Below are 15,269 nucleotides of genomic sequence, written 5' to 3'. Positions count from 1 at the left end.
TGTGTTGGCCGCTGATATGGCATTCGACTACCTGGGCAAGTTCGGTGCATGGCAGTTCTACACGCAGTTCACCCCCGAAGCGGTGCGTGAACTGGAAGACCTCGGCTACGGCGCGGTCTGGCTGGGCGGATCGCCGCCCGCCGACTGGGACGGTTACGAGAAACTGCTCGCCGGATCCGAATCGATCGTCGTGGGTACCAGCATCGTCAATGTGTGGGGCTCCACCGCCGAGGCGGCCGCGGACACCTACCTGCGGCTCGCGGAGAAATTCCCCGGCCGGTTCCTGCTCGGCATCGGCGTCGGTCACCCCGAGCACACCGGCACCTACGCCAAACCCTATGACGCCCTGGTCAACTACCTCGACATCCTCGACGCCCGCGGCGTCCCGCAGCAGGGCCGCGCACTGGCCGCACTGGGCCCACGGGTGGCGAAACTCGCGCGCGACCGCAGCGCCGGCGCCCTGCCGTATCTGACCGTGCCCGAGCACACCGCCGAGCTGCGCGGCATCCTGGGCCCCGACAAGCTGCTGGTCAGCGAGCACAAGGTGGTCCTCGACGAGGACACCGCGCGAGCCCGGGTCGTCGGTCGCGAGAAGGCCGGGTTCTATCTGGGCCTGGTCAACTACGTGAACAACCTGCGCCGCTTCGGTTTCGACGAGACCGACCTGACCCAGCCCGGCAGCGACCGGTTCGTGGACGCGGTCGTCGCGCACGGCAGCGCCGCCCAGATCGCCGACCGGCTGGCCGAACACGTGCACGCCGGTGCGAACCATGTCGCGCCGCAGGTCGTCGGCGGGGACTACCTCGAGGTGCTGCGCACCCTCGCGCCGCTGCTGGCCGAACGACTGAACTGAACCCGGCACGAACCGATTCCGGGTGCCCGATATGGCCCGGGCACCCGGAATCGGCCGGTTTCAGTGTGATTCGAGGCTGTCGAGCGCCTTGTCGAGGCGGTAAGCACGGGTTTTCGCGGTTCTCGCCCGCAGTAACTCCAGCACGATCGCATACTGGCGGGTCCGGTCCAGGGCGTCGAAGGCCTGCCGGGCGCGGGGCCGATCGGCCAGCGCGGCAGCCAGATCCGGCGGCACCGTGAAGTTCGCCTGTGACGGGTAGGCCGCGGCCCACCGCCCGTCCGCGCGGGCCGCTTCGACCTCGGCGAGTCCCGGCGCGCGCATGCGCCCGGCGGCGGTGAGGTCGGCGACCTTGTCGACATTGACCTGCGACCAGTGGCTGCGCGGGCGGCGCGGCACATACTTCTGCAGGTAGTAGTCGGCGTCGAAGGCCTTGCGCTGCCCGGAGATCCAGCCCCAGCACAGTCCGACATCGACCGCCTCGTCCTCGGTGAGCGTGGCGATACCCGAGCCCTTCTTGGCCATGCGGATCCAAACCCCTTCCGGACGTGCGTGATTGGCTTCGAGCCAGGTGTCGAAGGCGGCGGCGTCGGGGAAGGTCACCGGATCCATGACCGTCACTGTGGCAGACGGCACCGACATCCGAACTCTCCACCACGCCGGAAAATTGTCCCAGACACATCTTGTCGGAGTGGTCGCCGCGCCGCTACCGTGGATCGATGACGACCTCCAGCTCCGCCGCCGCTGCCGGACTGCCCACCGGGGTGCACGGCACCGCCGAACCCCGATTCGACTCCGCCATCAAGACTTTCGCCCGCGTCTTCGCCGGCCGCCGCGGCAACGGCGGCGCACTGGCGGTCTACCAGCACGGCGAACCGGTCGTGGATGTCTGGGCCGGCGCCGCCGACGCCCACGGCACGCCCTGGACCGCCGACACCGGCGCCATGGTCTACTCCGCGTCCAAGGGTGTCTCGGCGACCGTGCTGGCGCGGCTGGCCGACCGCGGCCTGCTCGACTACGCCGCGCCCGTCGCCGAATACTGGCCCGAGTTCGCCGCCAACGGCAAGGCCCGCATCACCGTCACCGAACTGCTCAGCCACCGCGCCGGCCTGTCGGCGCTGCCCGCCGCCACCCCCGGCGAGGTCCTCGACCACGAACTCATGGAAGCGCGCCTGGCTGCCGCGAAACCCGATGACCTGCTGGGCACGCCGATCTACCACGCCCTCACCATCGGCTGGCTCATGAGCGGGCTGGCCCGCGCCGTCACCGGCCGCGACATGACCCAGCTCTATCGCAGCGAGGTCGCCGACCCCCTCGGCGTGGACGGCATCCACCTCGGCCGCCCGCCCGCCGGGTCCCGCACCCGGCCCGCCCACCTCGTCGGCTCCCTGAAAACCCTTGCCGAACGCAGCATCCCGGCCCCGGTCGCCGCCGCCGTCCCGCGCCTGCCCCGCCTGCTGCGCGCCCCGCTCTCATCGATCTACGTGCCCGGCCTGGAATCCATCTTCCGCGGCGACGACCCCGCCATCCTCGACACCGCCCTGCCCGCCGGCAACGCCGTCTGCACCGCGGCGGCGCTGGCGAAAATGTACAGCGCCCTGGCCTGCGACGGATATGCCGACGGCCGCCCCTACCTGTCCACCCCGACCGTCCGTGAACTCGAACGCATCCGCACCTACCGCCTCGACCACAGTCTGCTGGTCCCGTTCTGGCACCTGGGCTATCACAGCCTCCCCGCCGCGCGGGCACCCCGCGGCTACGGCCACGTCGGGGCCTTCGGCTCCACCGGCTGGACCGACCCCCGCTCCGGCATCTCCGTCGGCTTCGTCCACAACCGCATGTCCCTGACCTGGAGCCCCCTCGATCAAACCCTCGTCGTGGCCCTGCTCCACCTCATCCTGCGCGCCGCCCGTGAACCCGCCCTCGACATCCAGCAGCCCACCGCCGGCGCCGCCTGAGCAGGCCGCGAATTGCGAACCCCCGACAGGTTGACGTTGGCGCGTACACGGCAACCGTGCAGATTCGGTGGCATTCGACCTGCGGGAATCCCTGGAAGCCCAAGGTGTCTCGCGAACGATCGTTTCCGAGACGCCTCTAGGATCACGGAGCGCTGGTGTCGCGCGCGATACCTTCCAGCAGCCAGCGCAGTCCTTGTTCGAAGTTCTCGTCGGGGTCAGGCAGCTCGGACGGATTGCGTTGGAGTAGTTCGGTCAGCCGCTCGTGGCCGGCCGCAGTCGCCGCATCACGAAGATAGGCACCGATTGGCGAGTCGAGCCCGAACGACTCCGGCGACGATGCCAGGGTCTCCCGCAGGACGAATCCAGTCGTGTACTGATCGACTGCCTGCACGATCTGCGTCGCCTGTGCCGGTGAAACACCCAGCCCGTCCAGCGCTTTGAGTGATTGCTCGATGTGCAGCAGCGCGTTCGGCCCGATCGTGGTGCGCTTGCCGACCAGATCGGTGGCCCAAGGGTGCCGTTTGATCATGGCGCGCTCGCACCGGGCCACACGGGTGATCGACTCACGCCAGTCCGCGGTGAGATCACCCTCGTCGAGGACGATCTCACCGGCCAGCGCGTCGGCGAGCAGGTCGAACAGATCGTCTTTGCTGTCGATGTGCGTGTAGAGGGCCATCGGACCGACGCCCAGCCGTGCGGCGACCCGACGCATGGACACAGCGTCGAGGCCCTCGGTATTCGCGAGTTCCATTGCGGCGGCAACGATGTCGTCCCTGGTCACCGCAGGCCGTCGCCGCGGCGTCTCGCGCGCCCAAATCGGGGTGCCAGACGCGGTGTTGTCTTCGCCGGAATCATGCAGCTCCACGGTCCGCAGTCTACCCGAGACACCGTATCGCTTGACAGAACGCCGTATCGTTATCGATACAGTGTATCGATAACGATGGTGGGGAAACCTCGCAATGACACAACCTCGAACGGAAACGACCGACTTCGACCCGGCCCTGCGCAAACTCGTAATCGTGGTGGTCCTGGGCGCGATCATGACGATCCTCGACACCACGATCACCAGCGTCGCAGTGAACACCCTTGGTGCTCAGTTCCATACGTCGCTCACGGCGATTCAATGGGTGCTGACCGGATACACCCTGGCGCTCTCGGCCAGCATCTCGTTGTCGGGATGGGCGATCATGCGGTTCGGCCCGAAAACGATGTGGATCGCCTCGCTGCTGCTGTTCATCACCGGATCGGTGCTGTGCGGAATGGCCTGGAACATCACCAGCCTCATCGCGTTCCGAGTGCTGCAAGGCTTCGGCGCCGGCATGATCCTGCCGATCGGGCAGACGATGCTGGCCCGTGCCGCCGGCCCCGCCCGGATGGGCCGCGTCATGAGCGCGGTCGCGGTACCCGCGATGCTCGCCCCGGTACTCGGTCCGACAGTCGGCGGGCTGATCCTCGGTCACCTGTCGTGGCGGTGGATGTTCTACATCAACGTGCCCCTGTGCGCGATGGCCGTCATCGCCGCGATCCGGCTATTGCCGACCGACGAGGTCCGTGACCGTGGCAGCAGGCTCGACATCGTCGGATTGGTGCTGCTGTCACCGGGTTTGGGTGCACTGGTGTACGGCACCGCGCGGGCGGGCAGCGGGACGAGGCTGACCGATATCGGTGTCGTCGCCAGCGTGCTCGCCGGAGTTGCGCTGATCGCCTGCTATGTCCTGCATGCTCGCCGCAAGGGTGCCACAGCCCTGGTCGACGTTCGGCTGGTGCGGGATCGAAACTTCACCGCGGTCAACGTGCTGGTCTTCGCCTATATCGGCACTCTGTCCGGCCTGACGGCGCTGCTGCCGCTGTATTTCCAGACCGTCAACGCCGACAGCCCGCTGCGTTCGGGAGCTATGGTCGCGCCGCTCGGGCTGGGCGCGATGATGACGACGCTGATCACCGGCAAACTGACCGACAAGCACTCTCCACGATTGCTGATCCTCATCGGACTGCCTCTGGTGCTGTTGGGAATCCTCGGTCTCACCCAGATCGGCCCCGACACCAGCAATGCCCTGGTCGTGGCCACGCTGTTCGTGATCGGCCTCGGGCACGGCATGATAATGCCCGCCGCGATGAGCGCCAGCTATCAGACGTTGCAGCGTTCCGAAATCCCCTCGGCCACAACCGCTACCAACGTCAGCCTCCGTGCGGCGAGTTCGTTCGGAGTCGCGGCGCTGCTGGTGCTGGTCCAACGCAACATCGAACACGAGGGTTCCGTTGCGAACGCGTTGACGACAACAGTGCCAACCGACGGAATCACCCACACGCTGGCGCACGCGTTCACCCAAACCTATTGGTGGGCACTCGCGATCGGCGCTGTAGCGGTGGTACCCGCGCTGATGCTGCCGCGACGGTCTTCACGGGTCTCCGCACCGGAGGATTCCAGGACCGGCGCCGTCGATGACCGGCCCGCGGTCAGCTCCGGGATAACGACCGAGGAGTAGTCACTCGAGATTCTTGTTCTGATCGGCACGCCAGGTGTCGATCAGAACAAGGTGTCACGAACCCGCAGCGGTCGGTAACCGGTCGGTCCGAGTTGGGCGAGTTCGGCATCGATGTCGACCTCGATCGCGCCGAAGAAGTTGATGTTCTCGCTGTGCGCGGGTGAGACGTGCGCGAGGACCTCGTCGTCGATGCGCCGCCCCTCGCGGCGCATCTGCTCCACCGCCAACCCGTAATACTCTGCGGTCCAGGCGATCACGGCGTTGGTGGCCAAGGTCAAACACCAGGCCTGTTCGGTCTGGGACTCCAGGTGCCGGGCGCGGATCATGCCTTCGTGGGCGTAGAGCAGGTCGCGACGCAATGCGTGCAGGGATTCGCCCTTGTTGAGCTGGCGGGAGATCCTGCGCCGGTAGTCCGGGTCCGACAGGTACTTCGCGGCGTAGATCGTCCTGCGCAACGCCCCGTACTTCTTGAGCGCAGCTGCGAGGGCGTTCTGCCGCCCGGACGCGGACAGCTTGCCGACCAGCAGCGAGGCGGTGGCGTGCCCGAACTTCAGCGATCCGACCAGTCGGAGCAGGTCGTCGTAGTGCTCGGCGATCAGATCCAGATTCAGCTTGCGCGTCAGCAACGGGCCTGTGTGAGGGAATCGGGATTCCGCCTCGGAGCGTGGCCCCGCCCGGTACAGGGTGATGCGCCCCAGGTCGCGGATGCGTGGGGACAGCTGCATGCCGAGTAGATCGAACAGCCCAAAGTTGACCAGCGTGACGCCGTGAGTGTCGGTGGCATGTTCAGTGATCGGCAGATCGGTTGCGTTGCCGAGGATTTCATCGAGCACATAGTGCGCTTCGCGTCTGGTGGCGACGATGACCTTGGTGCCGTAGGTGGCGTGCTGGTCGGTGACGTGAGTGTAGGTGGAGAGCCCTTCGTGGGCGAAGTAGCGGCTCAGGGCTCGGGCGGTGATCGACTTGCCGCGCGTAGGGAACCTCTGGCCATCGCTAGAGGACAGCGTGCCCGCACCGAAAATCGCTGTGAGCGGCAGGCTTTGGTGGTAGCCGATCAGCGCCGTATTCGCGGCGCGCAGTGTCTCCTCCCGCACGTACCACTCCGAGGTCCAGGCGAGGATGTCGTAGGAGATCCCGGAGGCTTCGGCCATCCTGGTCAGACCAAGGTTGGTGGAGAAGGCCAGCAGGACCGCGATCAGGTTGCGTTTCAGCTCGGGACTGCGGGCTTGCTTGCCCGAGGCCTGGGTGAAGCAGTCCAGGTAGCCGGTGCGCTTGTCCAACTCGATCAACAGCGACACGATCGGCGCGAACGGCAGCATCTCCGTGAGCTCGGCCTTGAGCGCCTTCGCTTCCTTCGGGACATCTTCGGCGGTCAACGGCGAAATCACCAGATCACCGTCCTCGTCGAGACGGACCGGGCCGTCGCCCTCGACCAGCACCGTCTCCAGCTCGCCGAGAGCCTCGTACAGTTCGTCGGTGGCGCTGGCCAGCGCGCGGGCCGGATCAGCGGGTTTGCCGACCAGGCGGCAGAATTCGGCGCGTTGGGGCTCCCACTGCTCGGGTGTGAGCAGGTAGGCGGCCGGGTCGGCGTAGCGGCGTGAGCCTGGCACGTACACATCGCCGCTGCGCAAGCCGTCCCGTAGGCCGAGCAGCACGCACAGCTCCCAGTAGTGCCGGTAGGCGGTCGCGCTGCCCGACTTTCGGGCTTCGTCGAGGTAGCCGCGCCATTTGGTGGGCACGAACCCGGTCGGCGCGTCGTCGAAGACCTTCCGGCCGCCGGTGGCGTTGAGCTCGCGCAGCATGTTCACCGCGATCAGCAGCTCGGTGGCCGCGGTGCCGCCGGCGAAGCGCACCGTCGACAACACCGCCGGAGTGAACTGCCGCAGATACGAATACGAGGCATCCAGGGCAGCCAAATGGCCGTGATCGCGGGGCAGCCGTGGCTTGGCCTGCGCTATCGCCGCGCGCAACCGCTCCCATCCGATGTTCTCGCCGCGGATCAATCCGCCGATCTCCTCGTCGGGGATCTGCATGTCGGTGACGATCGCCAGGAGATCGTCCAGCAGCGCTTGCCGGTCCTCGCCGGTCTTGCCGCGTTCGGCCAGCTCGTCGCGCATCCGTTTCTCGGCAGTGCTGAATTTCGCCGAGATCGCCTGGTCGAACAGCTGTACCACCTCGTCGAGCACGTCGGTGGCCGACTGAGTCAGCAGTGTGAGCAGGATCGGATACCGCCGCTGCGGATCACGCCGTTCCAGCGCTTGACCGGTCAGGCGACGGCCCATCGTGGCCAGGAACCGTCGCCGCTCCGCGGGCAGCACCGAGATGTCCAGGGCGTCGGCACCCAGCCCGCGCAGGAACCCCAGCTTGTCGACCTCGGCCTTCACCGCGGCCGCGGAAGCCTCCACCGGACCGGTCGACAACCACGTCAACCTCGACATCCCCAGTGACGGATCGACCACCAGCAGCGCATCCAGGTCCTGACAGCGCTGCGGTGTGAGCTCGTGTACCAGCCGGTCATACGTCTCGGCCTGAGCCTGGTTGCGCGCGTGCGCGACCCGCTCCACGAGCGTGACCGGGCCCGGCCGGATCACCCGCGCCGAGATCAGGTATTCGGACGCCAGCCGGAACAACAGTGTCGGCGAATCATGCTCCATCGCTCGCGCCAGCAGGAACTCATCCAGCTCCTTCAGCTCGATTGCTCCGCCCGCGCGCCAGCCCAGATATTGGGCCACGAGCCGCACATGTTCACTGCGCGTCTGGGCACGGCGACCGTACGAACGAAGCTGCGCCGCATCGACATTCAACTGCTCGGCCAACCGCGTCACCGCCACCGGCGGCGCCGCAGCCACCTTGTCCGGAACGAACCCCAGCCACGGCAGACTGCACAGAATCACGGCCAAGCCCAGGCGCACACTCGCCCCTCGACCCTGTGGCGTGACGAACGCCAAATCTGCTGGGCTGAGCGTGAAGTACCGGAACAGCTCATCGCGGCTGATCTCCGGGAACTCCCGAAGTCGCTGCAACTCCTCATCAGCGAATACCCGCGTCGCCACGAACCCAGCCTTCCGGCACACCGACCGACCTCATCGGCAGCCAAGCCAAGCACCAACCACCCTGCTCCGCACCCGGAACCGGCGAATCACCCTTTACCAGGGCACATCCCGAACTTCGTTGGATTTTCGGCGATTACTACCGGAACCCCGAACTGTTCGGAAAACGATGGTCAGCGGCTTGTGGATGGGCAGGATCAGTTGACCTCAGGGATGCATCTACTCACGCTGTCCTTACACAACGTGACAGGTGGGGCTGGCCGAGCCGCTGGCGCTACCGGCCAAGATGCTTTGGGCCGTGCTCCCCACCCGCGGGTAGGCAGGTGTGTAATCGATCGACTTCTGGCTGGTGATCGTGCCGTCCGCGCTCTTTTGCATGGCGGTGACATGCAACGTTATTTCGGCGCAGTCGAGGTACACCCCGGCCCCGTAGCCGCCGCCGGCAGCGTAGAGCGTCACCGGGAAGGGACTCCCGCCGAGCACAGTGCCGTTGACGGTGAGCCACACCGGAGTCGAGTCCGTAGTGCCAACCCAGATGTGCGAGTTTTCACACCTGGGGTCGGACCCTTCGTACCCGCTTATCGGGCACTCCGCCCCGAGTTCGGTGATGCTGGCAGAGGCCGGTGCCGCCCCGAGTGCGAGACTCGCTACCGTGGCGGCAGTCAAGATACCGAACCCCTTGCACGCCAGTGGTTTCAGCTTCATGGCTGGTAGATCTCCTTGCTTCCCCCCGGAGAAAGGCCACCGGGTGTCGGCGAGTTTAACGACTCGGCCAACATTCAGAACTGAATCCGTTTCACAATTTGGGGTATTGACACCCCGAACATCCCGGCCGACCCGCCATGCCGCAACCCGCCGTTCCGGCTGCCCGGCTACGGAGTTCCTCGATGACATCGCTCGGCTTCCTCGCAGAGACGGCGAGTGCGCCCGCCACCTTCCCTCCCCCTTGCGCGCTGCCACGGCGGCACCTGATCGAATGAAGCGGCGGCCGTTCGGAAAACGATGGTCGGCCGAACGCGAGCAGCTCTGCCCGGCGGTAAGGCGTTCCCGCAGGAGGGGGTGTTCGGGAACCTGTTCGTTTGGGGTGCACCCCGGACTGCCGTTTTGGGTTCGGAGTTACCGTCGCGAACTCTCATTCCCGCCGGTAGCCGGGATCGGCCACTCCACGGCGAGCTGCCGATGGCCGTGACGGGCGCGGGCGGCGTCGGCGGTCAGACCCAGTGCCGCACCGATCTGAGCCCACGTCGCTCCGGAGCGGCGGTCCGCGATGACCGCGCAGCTGATCAGGTCCTCGACCAGGTCCGGGAAGGGCGCCACCGCCACGCTGTGCAGTCCACCGGCAGCGAGGCGGCCGTACGGGGTGAGGTCGGCGACCAGCTCCTTCACTACCTCGATCTGCACGGTCAGGTCTTCGGCGATGAACGCCATCGCAACCTGCGGGTTGACCGCCGCTCACACCGACCGGGCTTCCCGCCGGCGGGCCCGGTAGGCAGCCTGCCGGTGCGCGGGCCGGCAGTAGCGACGGACCCCGGCCCGATCGCTCGGCAGCCGGGCACCGCACCACCCGCAGGTTGTGGGCATGCCGTCACCCATATCCGGACGATACGCCCGTCATGATGTGGCGGGATCTGGGGCCGGTGTCGCCGAGATTCACCGATTTCTGTCTCTAAAACGATCGCTTTCGAGATCCGTTGTGCGGCAGCCAGCTTCGCTGGATGGATCGGTCTTGGAACCCCGTCTCCGAATCAACGTTTCCAGTGCCCGGGTTGCGGGCACGCCCTCTACGGTCAGCTTCCGACGAAGCCTGTTCCGCCTCGCTGCTGGTGTGGCCGGCCAGTCGCACAGTGTCGTAGTGATCGCACGAGTTCCCTTCGGCCGCAGTGGATTCTGTTACGCTCCGCATCGGCCGGACGCTGACGATCGCAGAGGGAAACACGTGGAAGACAGCTACGAGTGGGACGCTCTGGTCGACCGCATTTCTGAGGACACGCTCGCGTCGTCGAGCTCGGCGCGTGCGGCGGCGGTCATGCGCGTGTTGCCCACCCGCAGCCGGTCCTGGTAATCGCGCAGCAGGTCATCGACGGCCGGTTTGACCTCCTCGCCCGGGTCGACGAGCGAGACGCCCATCCGGCGCAACTCGGCGGCCGGGGACACCGCCGAGATCACATTACCGGCGACCGCTATGCCATCAGCGATCTAGCTGAACGTCACGATCCACGAACCGTTGCAGCCCGCGTCCCGATTCATATACACGTCGTACGCCCAACTGCTGGTGGTGGCGGCGTTGGAGGGAGTGAGATTGTAGGCGCCGCTGCTGGACTGGACCAGCCGACCGTCGCCGGTCGTCGCCGTGGAGTACTCGCCGACGGCGTAGACCCACGGCCCGGCGTACTGCGGATTGTCGATCGTGAACGCGAGAGTACGACCGGTGTCGTTACGAACCGCTAGACACGACCCGGGGTAGTCGTAGTTTTCGGCGTGGGCGGGGGCTGCGACGAGCAAGGTGCCGGCTGCGGCGATGACGCCGGCGATGATCGTGTGCTTCATGGTTCCCCTGGGTAGTGATTCGAGCAAGAAAGTCGCGCCCCAGGTGAGCCTGGGGCTGAACATCGATGACGTTAGAAAACGTGGCTAGTCTCACGCTTACCAAGATCATAAAATTCCTGATCAGACCCGTGAAACTGTCATCCGGTCCGGACACTGGCACGCTGCCGCCCGATCGTCGATTACTGGGAACGGTGCGCGCTAGATCGCACGTTCGGAAAACGATGGTGAACGAACGCAAGCGCCTTCACCGGGCCCGTTCGCGTCCTCGCCGGTGGCGGCGTTCGGAAGCCCGTTCGTCAACCAGGACAGCGTGCCGGCGAATCGGGAGCGGTGAAGGCATGGTTTCGAGCACAATCGAGCGGTGCTCGCGTGGGTGCGAAAGAGCAACAAGGCAATTGGTCGCTTCACTAGAGGAATCGGCCTGTTTCCGGCGATCTTCGCAGCGCTCTGCGGAGGGCTGGCCATCGCAGTCGCCGCCGATGGGTTCCTGCGCTGGGTCACGCCGGTGGATACGACCAAGCCCGCTGCCCAGATCGACGTCACTCGTATCGCGTTGACCGTCGTGGCCGGCGTGGGTGGTGTGGTCGCGCTGGTGATCGCCTACCGGCGGCAGCGCGATATCGAGCAGGGTCGGTTTATCGAACGTTTCGGTGCTGCGGCCGCACAACTCGGTGCGACAGACGTCGCTGTCCGCATCGCCGGGGTCTACGCCATGGCCGGCGTCGCTGACGAATCCGCTGATCTGCGCCGCCAGCAATGCATCGAGGTCCCGTGCGGCTACCTCCGACTGCCCTACAGCCCTGAACTCGGGGCAAACCATCAGAGCAAGCTGGTCCTCAAGCATCACCGCGCGACCGCGGACGGCACCCGCGCCGACGACTCTGAGCGCCACCTCGAGTACCGGCACAACGACAAAGAAGTACGCGCAACCATCGTCCGCGTTATCGCCGACCATCTCCGACCAAACGCTGAGTATGGTTGGTCGACAAGTGACTTCGACTTTCGAACCGCATACCTCGAGGACGTCGATTTCAGTGCCGTTAGGTTCTCGAGTGCCGCCCGCTTCGATGGCGCGACGTTCTCTGGCAACGCCTGGTTCGGGGGCGCGGCCTTTTCCGGCACCACCGACTTCGGGGACGTGACGTTCTCTGGCAACGCCTGGTTCGGGGGCGCGACCTTCTCCAGCGCCACCAGGTTCGGGGGCGTAACCTTCTCCGGCACCACCGACTTCGGGGGTGCGATCTTCTCGGGTGACACCGACTTCGACGACGCGGCCTTCTCCGGCGCCACTAGGTTCGGGGGCGCGACCTTCTCCGGCACCACCGACTTCAAAAGGGCGGATTTTAGTGGCGAAATTGTCTCGTTCGCCAATCCACGGCAGTGGGGTCCGCCAGCGCCGACGTTCGACTGGGACCAGGACATAGTTCAGAAGCCTGGCAATGTCGAGCCGCAGGATTGGCCTCCTGCTGGTGTGCCTCCATCCACCAGCACGTAAGTGTCGAGAATCGATCGTTTTACGAACACCTCGGCTTGGGTCGCCGCGTCCGCACCTCGGGCAAAGAACCTATGTCGAGCACGGTTCGAGCACCCCCCAATTCCTTTGCCTTGACACCCTTTCCACCCCACCTCAATATGAAACAATTGCATTTCATATGGGGTCCGGCGAAATCCGGGCCTCGCTCGGGGAGGAAACCTTGATCAACCGACTGGCACCCCTGACCGCGATCGCGGCAGGTGCACTGTTCTTCCCCGCACTCCTTGCGCCCCCGGCATCGGCGGCAATCGACTATTTCACCGCCGATACCTCTTCCGGCATCCGCGAAGGCGGCTTCGTCCCCTGCACCACCACGTGGAAAGTTTGCATTGTCACCGTCACGCTGGTAGGTGAGGACCAGTACACCCCCGCATCACTGAGCATCAACGGCCGCGTGGTCGCGAGGAACGACGACGGCACCACCTTGCTGGGATACGACTGGACACCCGCCACCACGGGCACCTACACCCTCACCGCGACCCAGGGCGCATCGACCAAAACCATCACCGTCGACATCACGAAGGTCGGCCCCGGATTCCCCACAGGCTCGGCCAGCTGACAAAACGCGGGCCGCACCTCCATCGACCGGACCACATGGGCCGTATCGGCCTCATCATCGATAGGCCACGATCGGGCACCGACCGGTTGTGACAAGCCCGCTCGCCGGCCCGGAAAGCCGCATACAAACGCTGACGCCGTCGACTCCCCCCGGGGAGTGAACGCCGACGCGTACGGCACATGGCTGTACAAGATCAGGCTGGCGGCGGGCGGCCTCTACCGACCGCCTGCTCACCGCCGCCGAATACGCGAGGGAGGTCGGCTGACCATCATTTTCCTAACGGTCCCGGGACAGGCTCACCTGAAGCTGGCCGTAGAGGGCGTGGCCCGCAGCCCGGGCACTGGAAACGTAGGTTCGGAGACGGGGTTCCAAGACCGATCCATCCAGCGAAGCTGGCTGCCGCACAACGGATCTCGAAAGCGATCGTTTCCGCGACACAGCGCTCGCATCGTGGGAGGAGCGAATCGTAGTGACCTGCCAGAACCGAGGTCGACCAACCTACCGATGTGGTGCGGCTAGGCTCGGTTGCTGTGGGGGTGGGAGAAAGCGTGCGGCGCAGGAGCATCGACCTAGGACGTCGGGCCATTGGTCTGGACACACCGCCCGCCGACCACTCCATCGCCGACCTGCACAGCGACGAGGCAGAGGTGCCGGGGCTCGATCGCCGGGAAGCCGTGCAGTTCGGACGGATCCGGATGCTCGGCACCACTGGAACAGTGTTGATGGCGATCAGCGCGCTGGGTGTGGGCGCTCAGCCGGTGCATCAGAACCCGGTGTCGGGAGTGCGGGTGATGGGATTGTTCGCGCGGATGCCGACATCCATGCTGGCAATGTGCATGATCGGCACGGTCGCGGTGGTGTTGGCCTGGCTGCTGCTGGGCAGATTCGTGGTCGGCGGCACCAGAAAGGCTCCCGCGCACCGGATCAGCCGCTCTCAGCTCGACCGCACTCTGTTGCTGTGGATCACTCCGCTGATCATCGCCCCGCCGATGTTCTCCAACGACGTGTATTCCTATCTGGCACAAAGCGAAATCGCGCAGCGTGGCATGGACCCCTACGTGGTGGGTCCGGCAACCGGGCTCGGCCTGGACAATGTGCTCACCAACAACGTGCCCAACATCTGGCGTGAGACGCCCGCCCCATACGGCCCGCTGTTTCTCTGGATCGGCCGCGGGATCGCTGCGATCACCGGTGACAACATCCTGCTCGGGGTCTGGTCGCATCGGCTGCTCGAACTCGGCGGGATGGCGTTGATCGTGTGGGCGTTGCCGCGATTGGCGCGCCGCTGCGGGGTGGCGCCGGTGAGCGCATTGTGGCTCGGCGCGGCCAATCCGCTGGTGCTGTTCCACCTGGTCGCCGGGGTGCACAACGACACGCTGATGCTCGGACTCATGCTGGTCGGGCTGGAGTACTGTCTCCGCGCGCTCCCCGTCGGCGTTGACATCTATACGGGTTCATCTCCGCTTTTGGACGGGCGCGCCTGGGTGCTGCTGGGGTTCGGCGCAGTGCTCATCACGCTAGCGGCCATGGTCAAGGCTCCGGCGATCATCGCGCTGGGGTTCGTCGGCATGGCGCTGGCTCGACAGTGGGGCAGCCGTATCGGGCCTGTGATTCGTGCCGCGATGGCGCTCGGTGTGATCGCCGCGCTGACCACCCTGTTGGTCTGCTGGGGTAGTGGCCTCGGTTTCGGCTGGATCTACACCCTCGGCACGGCCAATGCGGTACGCAGTTGGCTGTCGCTTCCGACTGCTCTGGGCATCATCACCGGGTTCGGCGGTGTACTCCTGGGTTTGGGTGATCACACCACCGCGTTGCTGAGCTTCACGCGCCCGCTCGCGATGGCGGCAGCCGCGTTCCTGAGCCTGCGCATGCTGGTGGCCACGTGGACCGGGCGCCTGCACCCGATCGGTGCGCTCGGCCTGTCGGTGGGTGCAATCGTGCTGCTGTCCTCTGTGGTGCAACCGTGGTATCTGCTGTGGGCGATCGTGCCGCTGGCCGCGTGGGCGACGAAGCCGGCGTTCCGAGGGCCGGCGGTGGCATTCTCTGTGGTAGTAGGAGTTTTGGAGATGCCACGCGGTGCCGAGTTCGCGGTCTTTCAGATTGTCGAGGCTGCCTGCGCTGTCGTCTTCGTGTCGGTGCTGTTCATCGCGTTGACCCGTAATGCGTTGCCGTGGAGGTACCGGCCCGGTGATAGCTCCTCGGTCCCGAAGGCGCTACGCGCCGACGCAGCGTAACCGCGCTGGTTCGTCCTTCGCGTCGGTCGGGCCCGCTGGGGTTGGAACAGG

General features: G+C 66.1%; 13 protein-coding genes. 6 read left to right on the top strand and 7 right to left on the bottom strand.

The window, feature by feature from the left end; all coding sequences use genetic code 11:
• The first annotated feature begins 16 nt into the window (after positions 1 to 16).
• Entirely contained in the window at positions 17 to 853 is an 837-nt protein-coding gene (locus tag ACWEKS_RS16530; RefSeq protein WP_452340881.1) for an LLM class F420-dependent oxidoreductase, read from the top strand.
• 60 nt (positions 854 to 913) lie between these two features.
• Here ACWEKS_RS16530 and ACWEKS_RS16525 read toward each other — a convergent pair whose 3' ends face one another.
• Positions 914 to 1,492, bottom strand: a complete 579-nt coding sequence (locus ACWEKS_RS16525; RefSeq protein ID WP_452340880.1) for a YdeI/OmpD-associated family protein — start codon at positions 1,490 to 1,492, stop codon at positions 914 to 916.
• 77 nt (positions 1,493 to 1,569) lie between these two features.
• Between ACWEKS_RS16525 and ACWEKS_RS16520 the strand changes: the two genes are divergently transcribed.
• Positions 1,570 to 2,808 carry a serine hydrolase domain-containing protein gene (locus tag ACWEKS_RS16520; RefSeq protein ID WP_452340879.1) on the top strand — a complete coding sequence of 413 codons (1,239 nt, stop codon included), beginning with the start codon at positions 1,570 to 1,572 and terminating at the stop codon, positions 2,806 to 2,808.
• A 142-nt stretch (positions 2,809 to 2,950) separates the two neighbouring features.
• On the opposite strand, the gene ACWEKS_RS16515 is transcribed toward ACWEKS_RS16520, so the two are convergent.
• Entirely contained in the window at positions 2,951 to 3,673 is a 723-nt protein-coding gene (locus tag ACWEKS_RS16515) for a TetR/AcrR family transcriptional regulator (RefSeq protein ID WP_452340878.1), read from the bottom strand.
• Between the two features lie 94 nt (positions 3,674 to 3,767).
• On the opposite strand from ACWEKS_RS16515, the gene ACWEKS_RS16510 reads away from it, so the two are divergent.
• Positions 3,768 to 5,294 (top strand): MDR family MFS transporter, encoded by a 1,527-nt coding sequence (locus ACWEKS_RS16510; RefSeq protein WP_452340877.1) that lies wholly within the window; start codon positions 3,768 to 3,770, stop codon positions 5,292 to 5,294.
• Between the two features lie 41 nt (positions 5,295 to 5,335).
• Here the strand turns inward: ACWEKS_RS16510 and ACWEKS_RS16505 are convergent, their stop codons facing one another.
• The 5 genes from ACWEKS_RS16505 to ACWEKS_RS16485 all read right to left on the bottom strand — a co-directional run bounded on the left by ACWEKS_RS16505 (position 5,336) and on the right by ACWEKS_RS16485 (position 10,891).
• A complete protein-coding gene (locus ACWEKS_RS16505; RefSeq protein ID WP_452340876.1) occupies positions 5,336 to 8,347 on the bottom strand; it encodes a Tn3 family transposase in 3,012 nt (1,003 codons plus the stop codon).
• 231 nt (positions 8,348 to 8,578) lie between these two features.
• The gene (locus tag ACWEKS_RS16500; RefSeq protein WP_452340875.1) at positions 8,579 to 9,049 is read right to left on the bottom strand and encodes a hypothetical protein; all 471 of its coding nucleotides are present in this window, start codon (positions 9,047 to 9,049) and stop codon (positions 8,579 to 8,581) included.
• Between the two features lie 411 nt (positions 9,050 to 9,460).
• Positions 9,461 to 9,772, bottom strand: coding sequence for a hypothetical protein (locus ACWEKS_RS16495; protein WP_452340874.1), 312 nt, complete (start codon positions 9,770 to 9,772; stop codon positions 9,461 to 9,463).
• A gap of 519 nt (positions 9,773 to 10,291) precedes the next feature.
• Positions 10,292 to 10,498, bottom strand: a complete 207-nt coding sequence (locus tag ACWEKS_RS16490; RefSeq protein WP_452340873.1) for a hypothetical protein — start codon at positions 10,496 to 10,498, stop codon at positions 10,292 to 10,294.
• A 42-nt stretch (positions 10,499 to 10,540) separates the two neighbouring features.
• Positions 10,541 to 10,891 (bottom strand): hypothetical protein, encoded by a 351-nt coding sequence (locus tag ACWEKS_RS16485; protein ID WP_452340872.1) that lies wholly within the window; start codon positions 10,889 to 10,891, stop codon positions 10,541 to 10,543.
• Positions 10,892 to 11,252: 361 nt separating this feature from the next.
• On the opposite strand from ACWEKS_RS16485, the gene ACWEKS_RS16480 reads away from it, so the two are divergent.
• The 3 genes from ACWEKS_RS16480 to mptB all read left to right on the top strand — a co-directional run bounded on the left by ACWEKS_RS16480 (position 11,253) and on the right by mptB (position 15,218).
• Positions 11,253 to 12,386, top strand: coding sequence for a pentapeptide repeat-containing protein (locus ACWEKS_RS16480; RefSeq protein ID WP_452340871.1), 1,134 nt, complete (start codon positions 11,253 to 11,255; stop codon positions 12,384 to 12,386).
• A 157-nt stretch (positions 12,387 to 12,543) separates the two neighbouring features.
• The gene (locus tag ACWEKS_RS16475) at positions 12,544 to 12,984 is read left to right on the top strand and encodes a hypothetical protein (RefSeq protein ID WP_452340870.1); all 441 of its coding nucleotides are present in this window, start codon (positions 12,544 to 12,546) and stop codon (positions 12,982 to 12,984) included.
• A gap of 530 nt (positions 12,985 to 13,514) precedes the next feature.
• Positions 13,515 to 15,218: a polyprenol phosphomannose-dependent alpha 1,6 mannosyltransferase MptB gene (gene mptB, locus ACWEKS_RS16470; protein ID WP_452340869.1), complete on the top strand. Its 1,704-nt coding sequence runs from the start codon at positions 13,515 to 13,517 to the stop codon at positions 15,216 to 15,218.
• The last annotated feature ends 51 nt before the right edge of the window (positions 15,219 to 15,269 follow it).

This window comes from Nocardia sp. NPDC004711 (assembly GCF_053601595.1).
The sequence above is the reverse complement of the archived record's forward strand: the minus strand, read 5'-3'. Positions and strand labels throughout refer to the sequence as shown.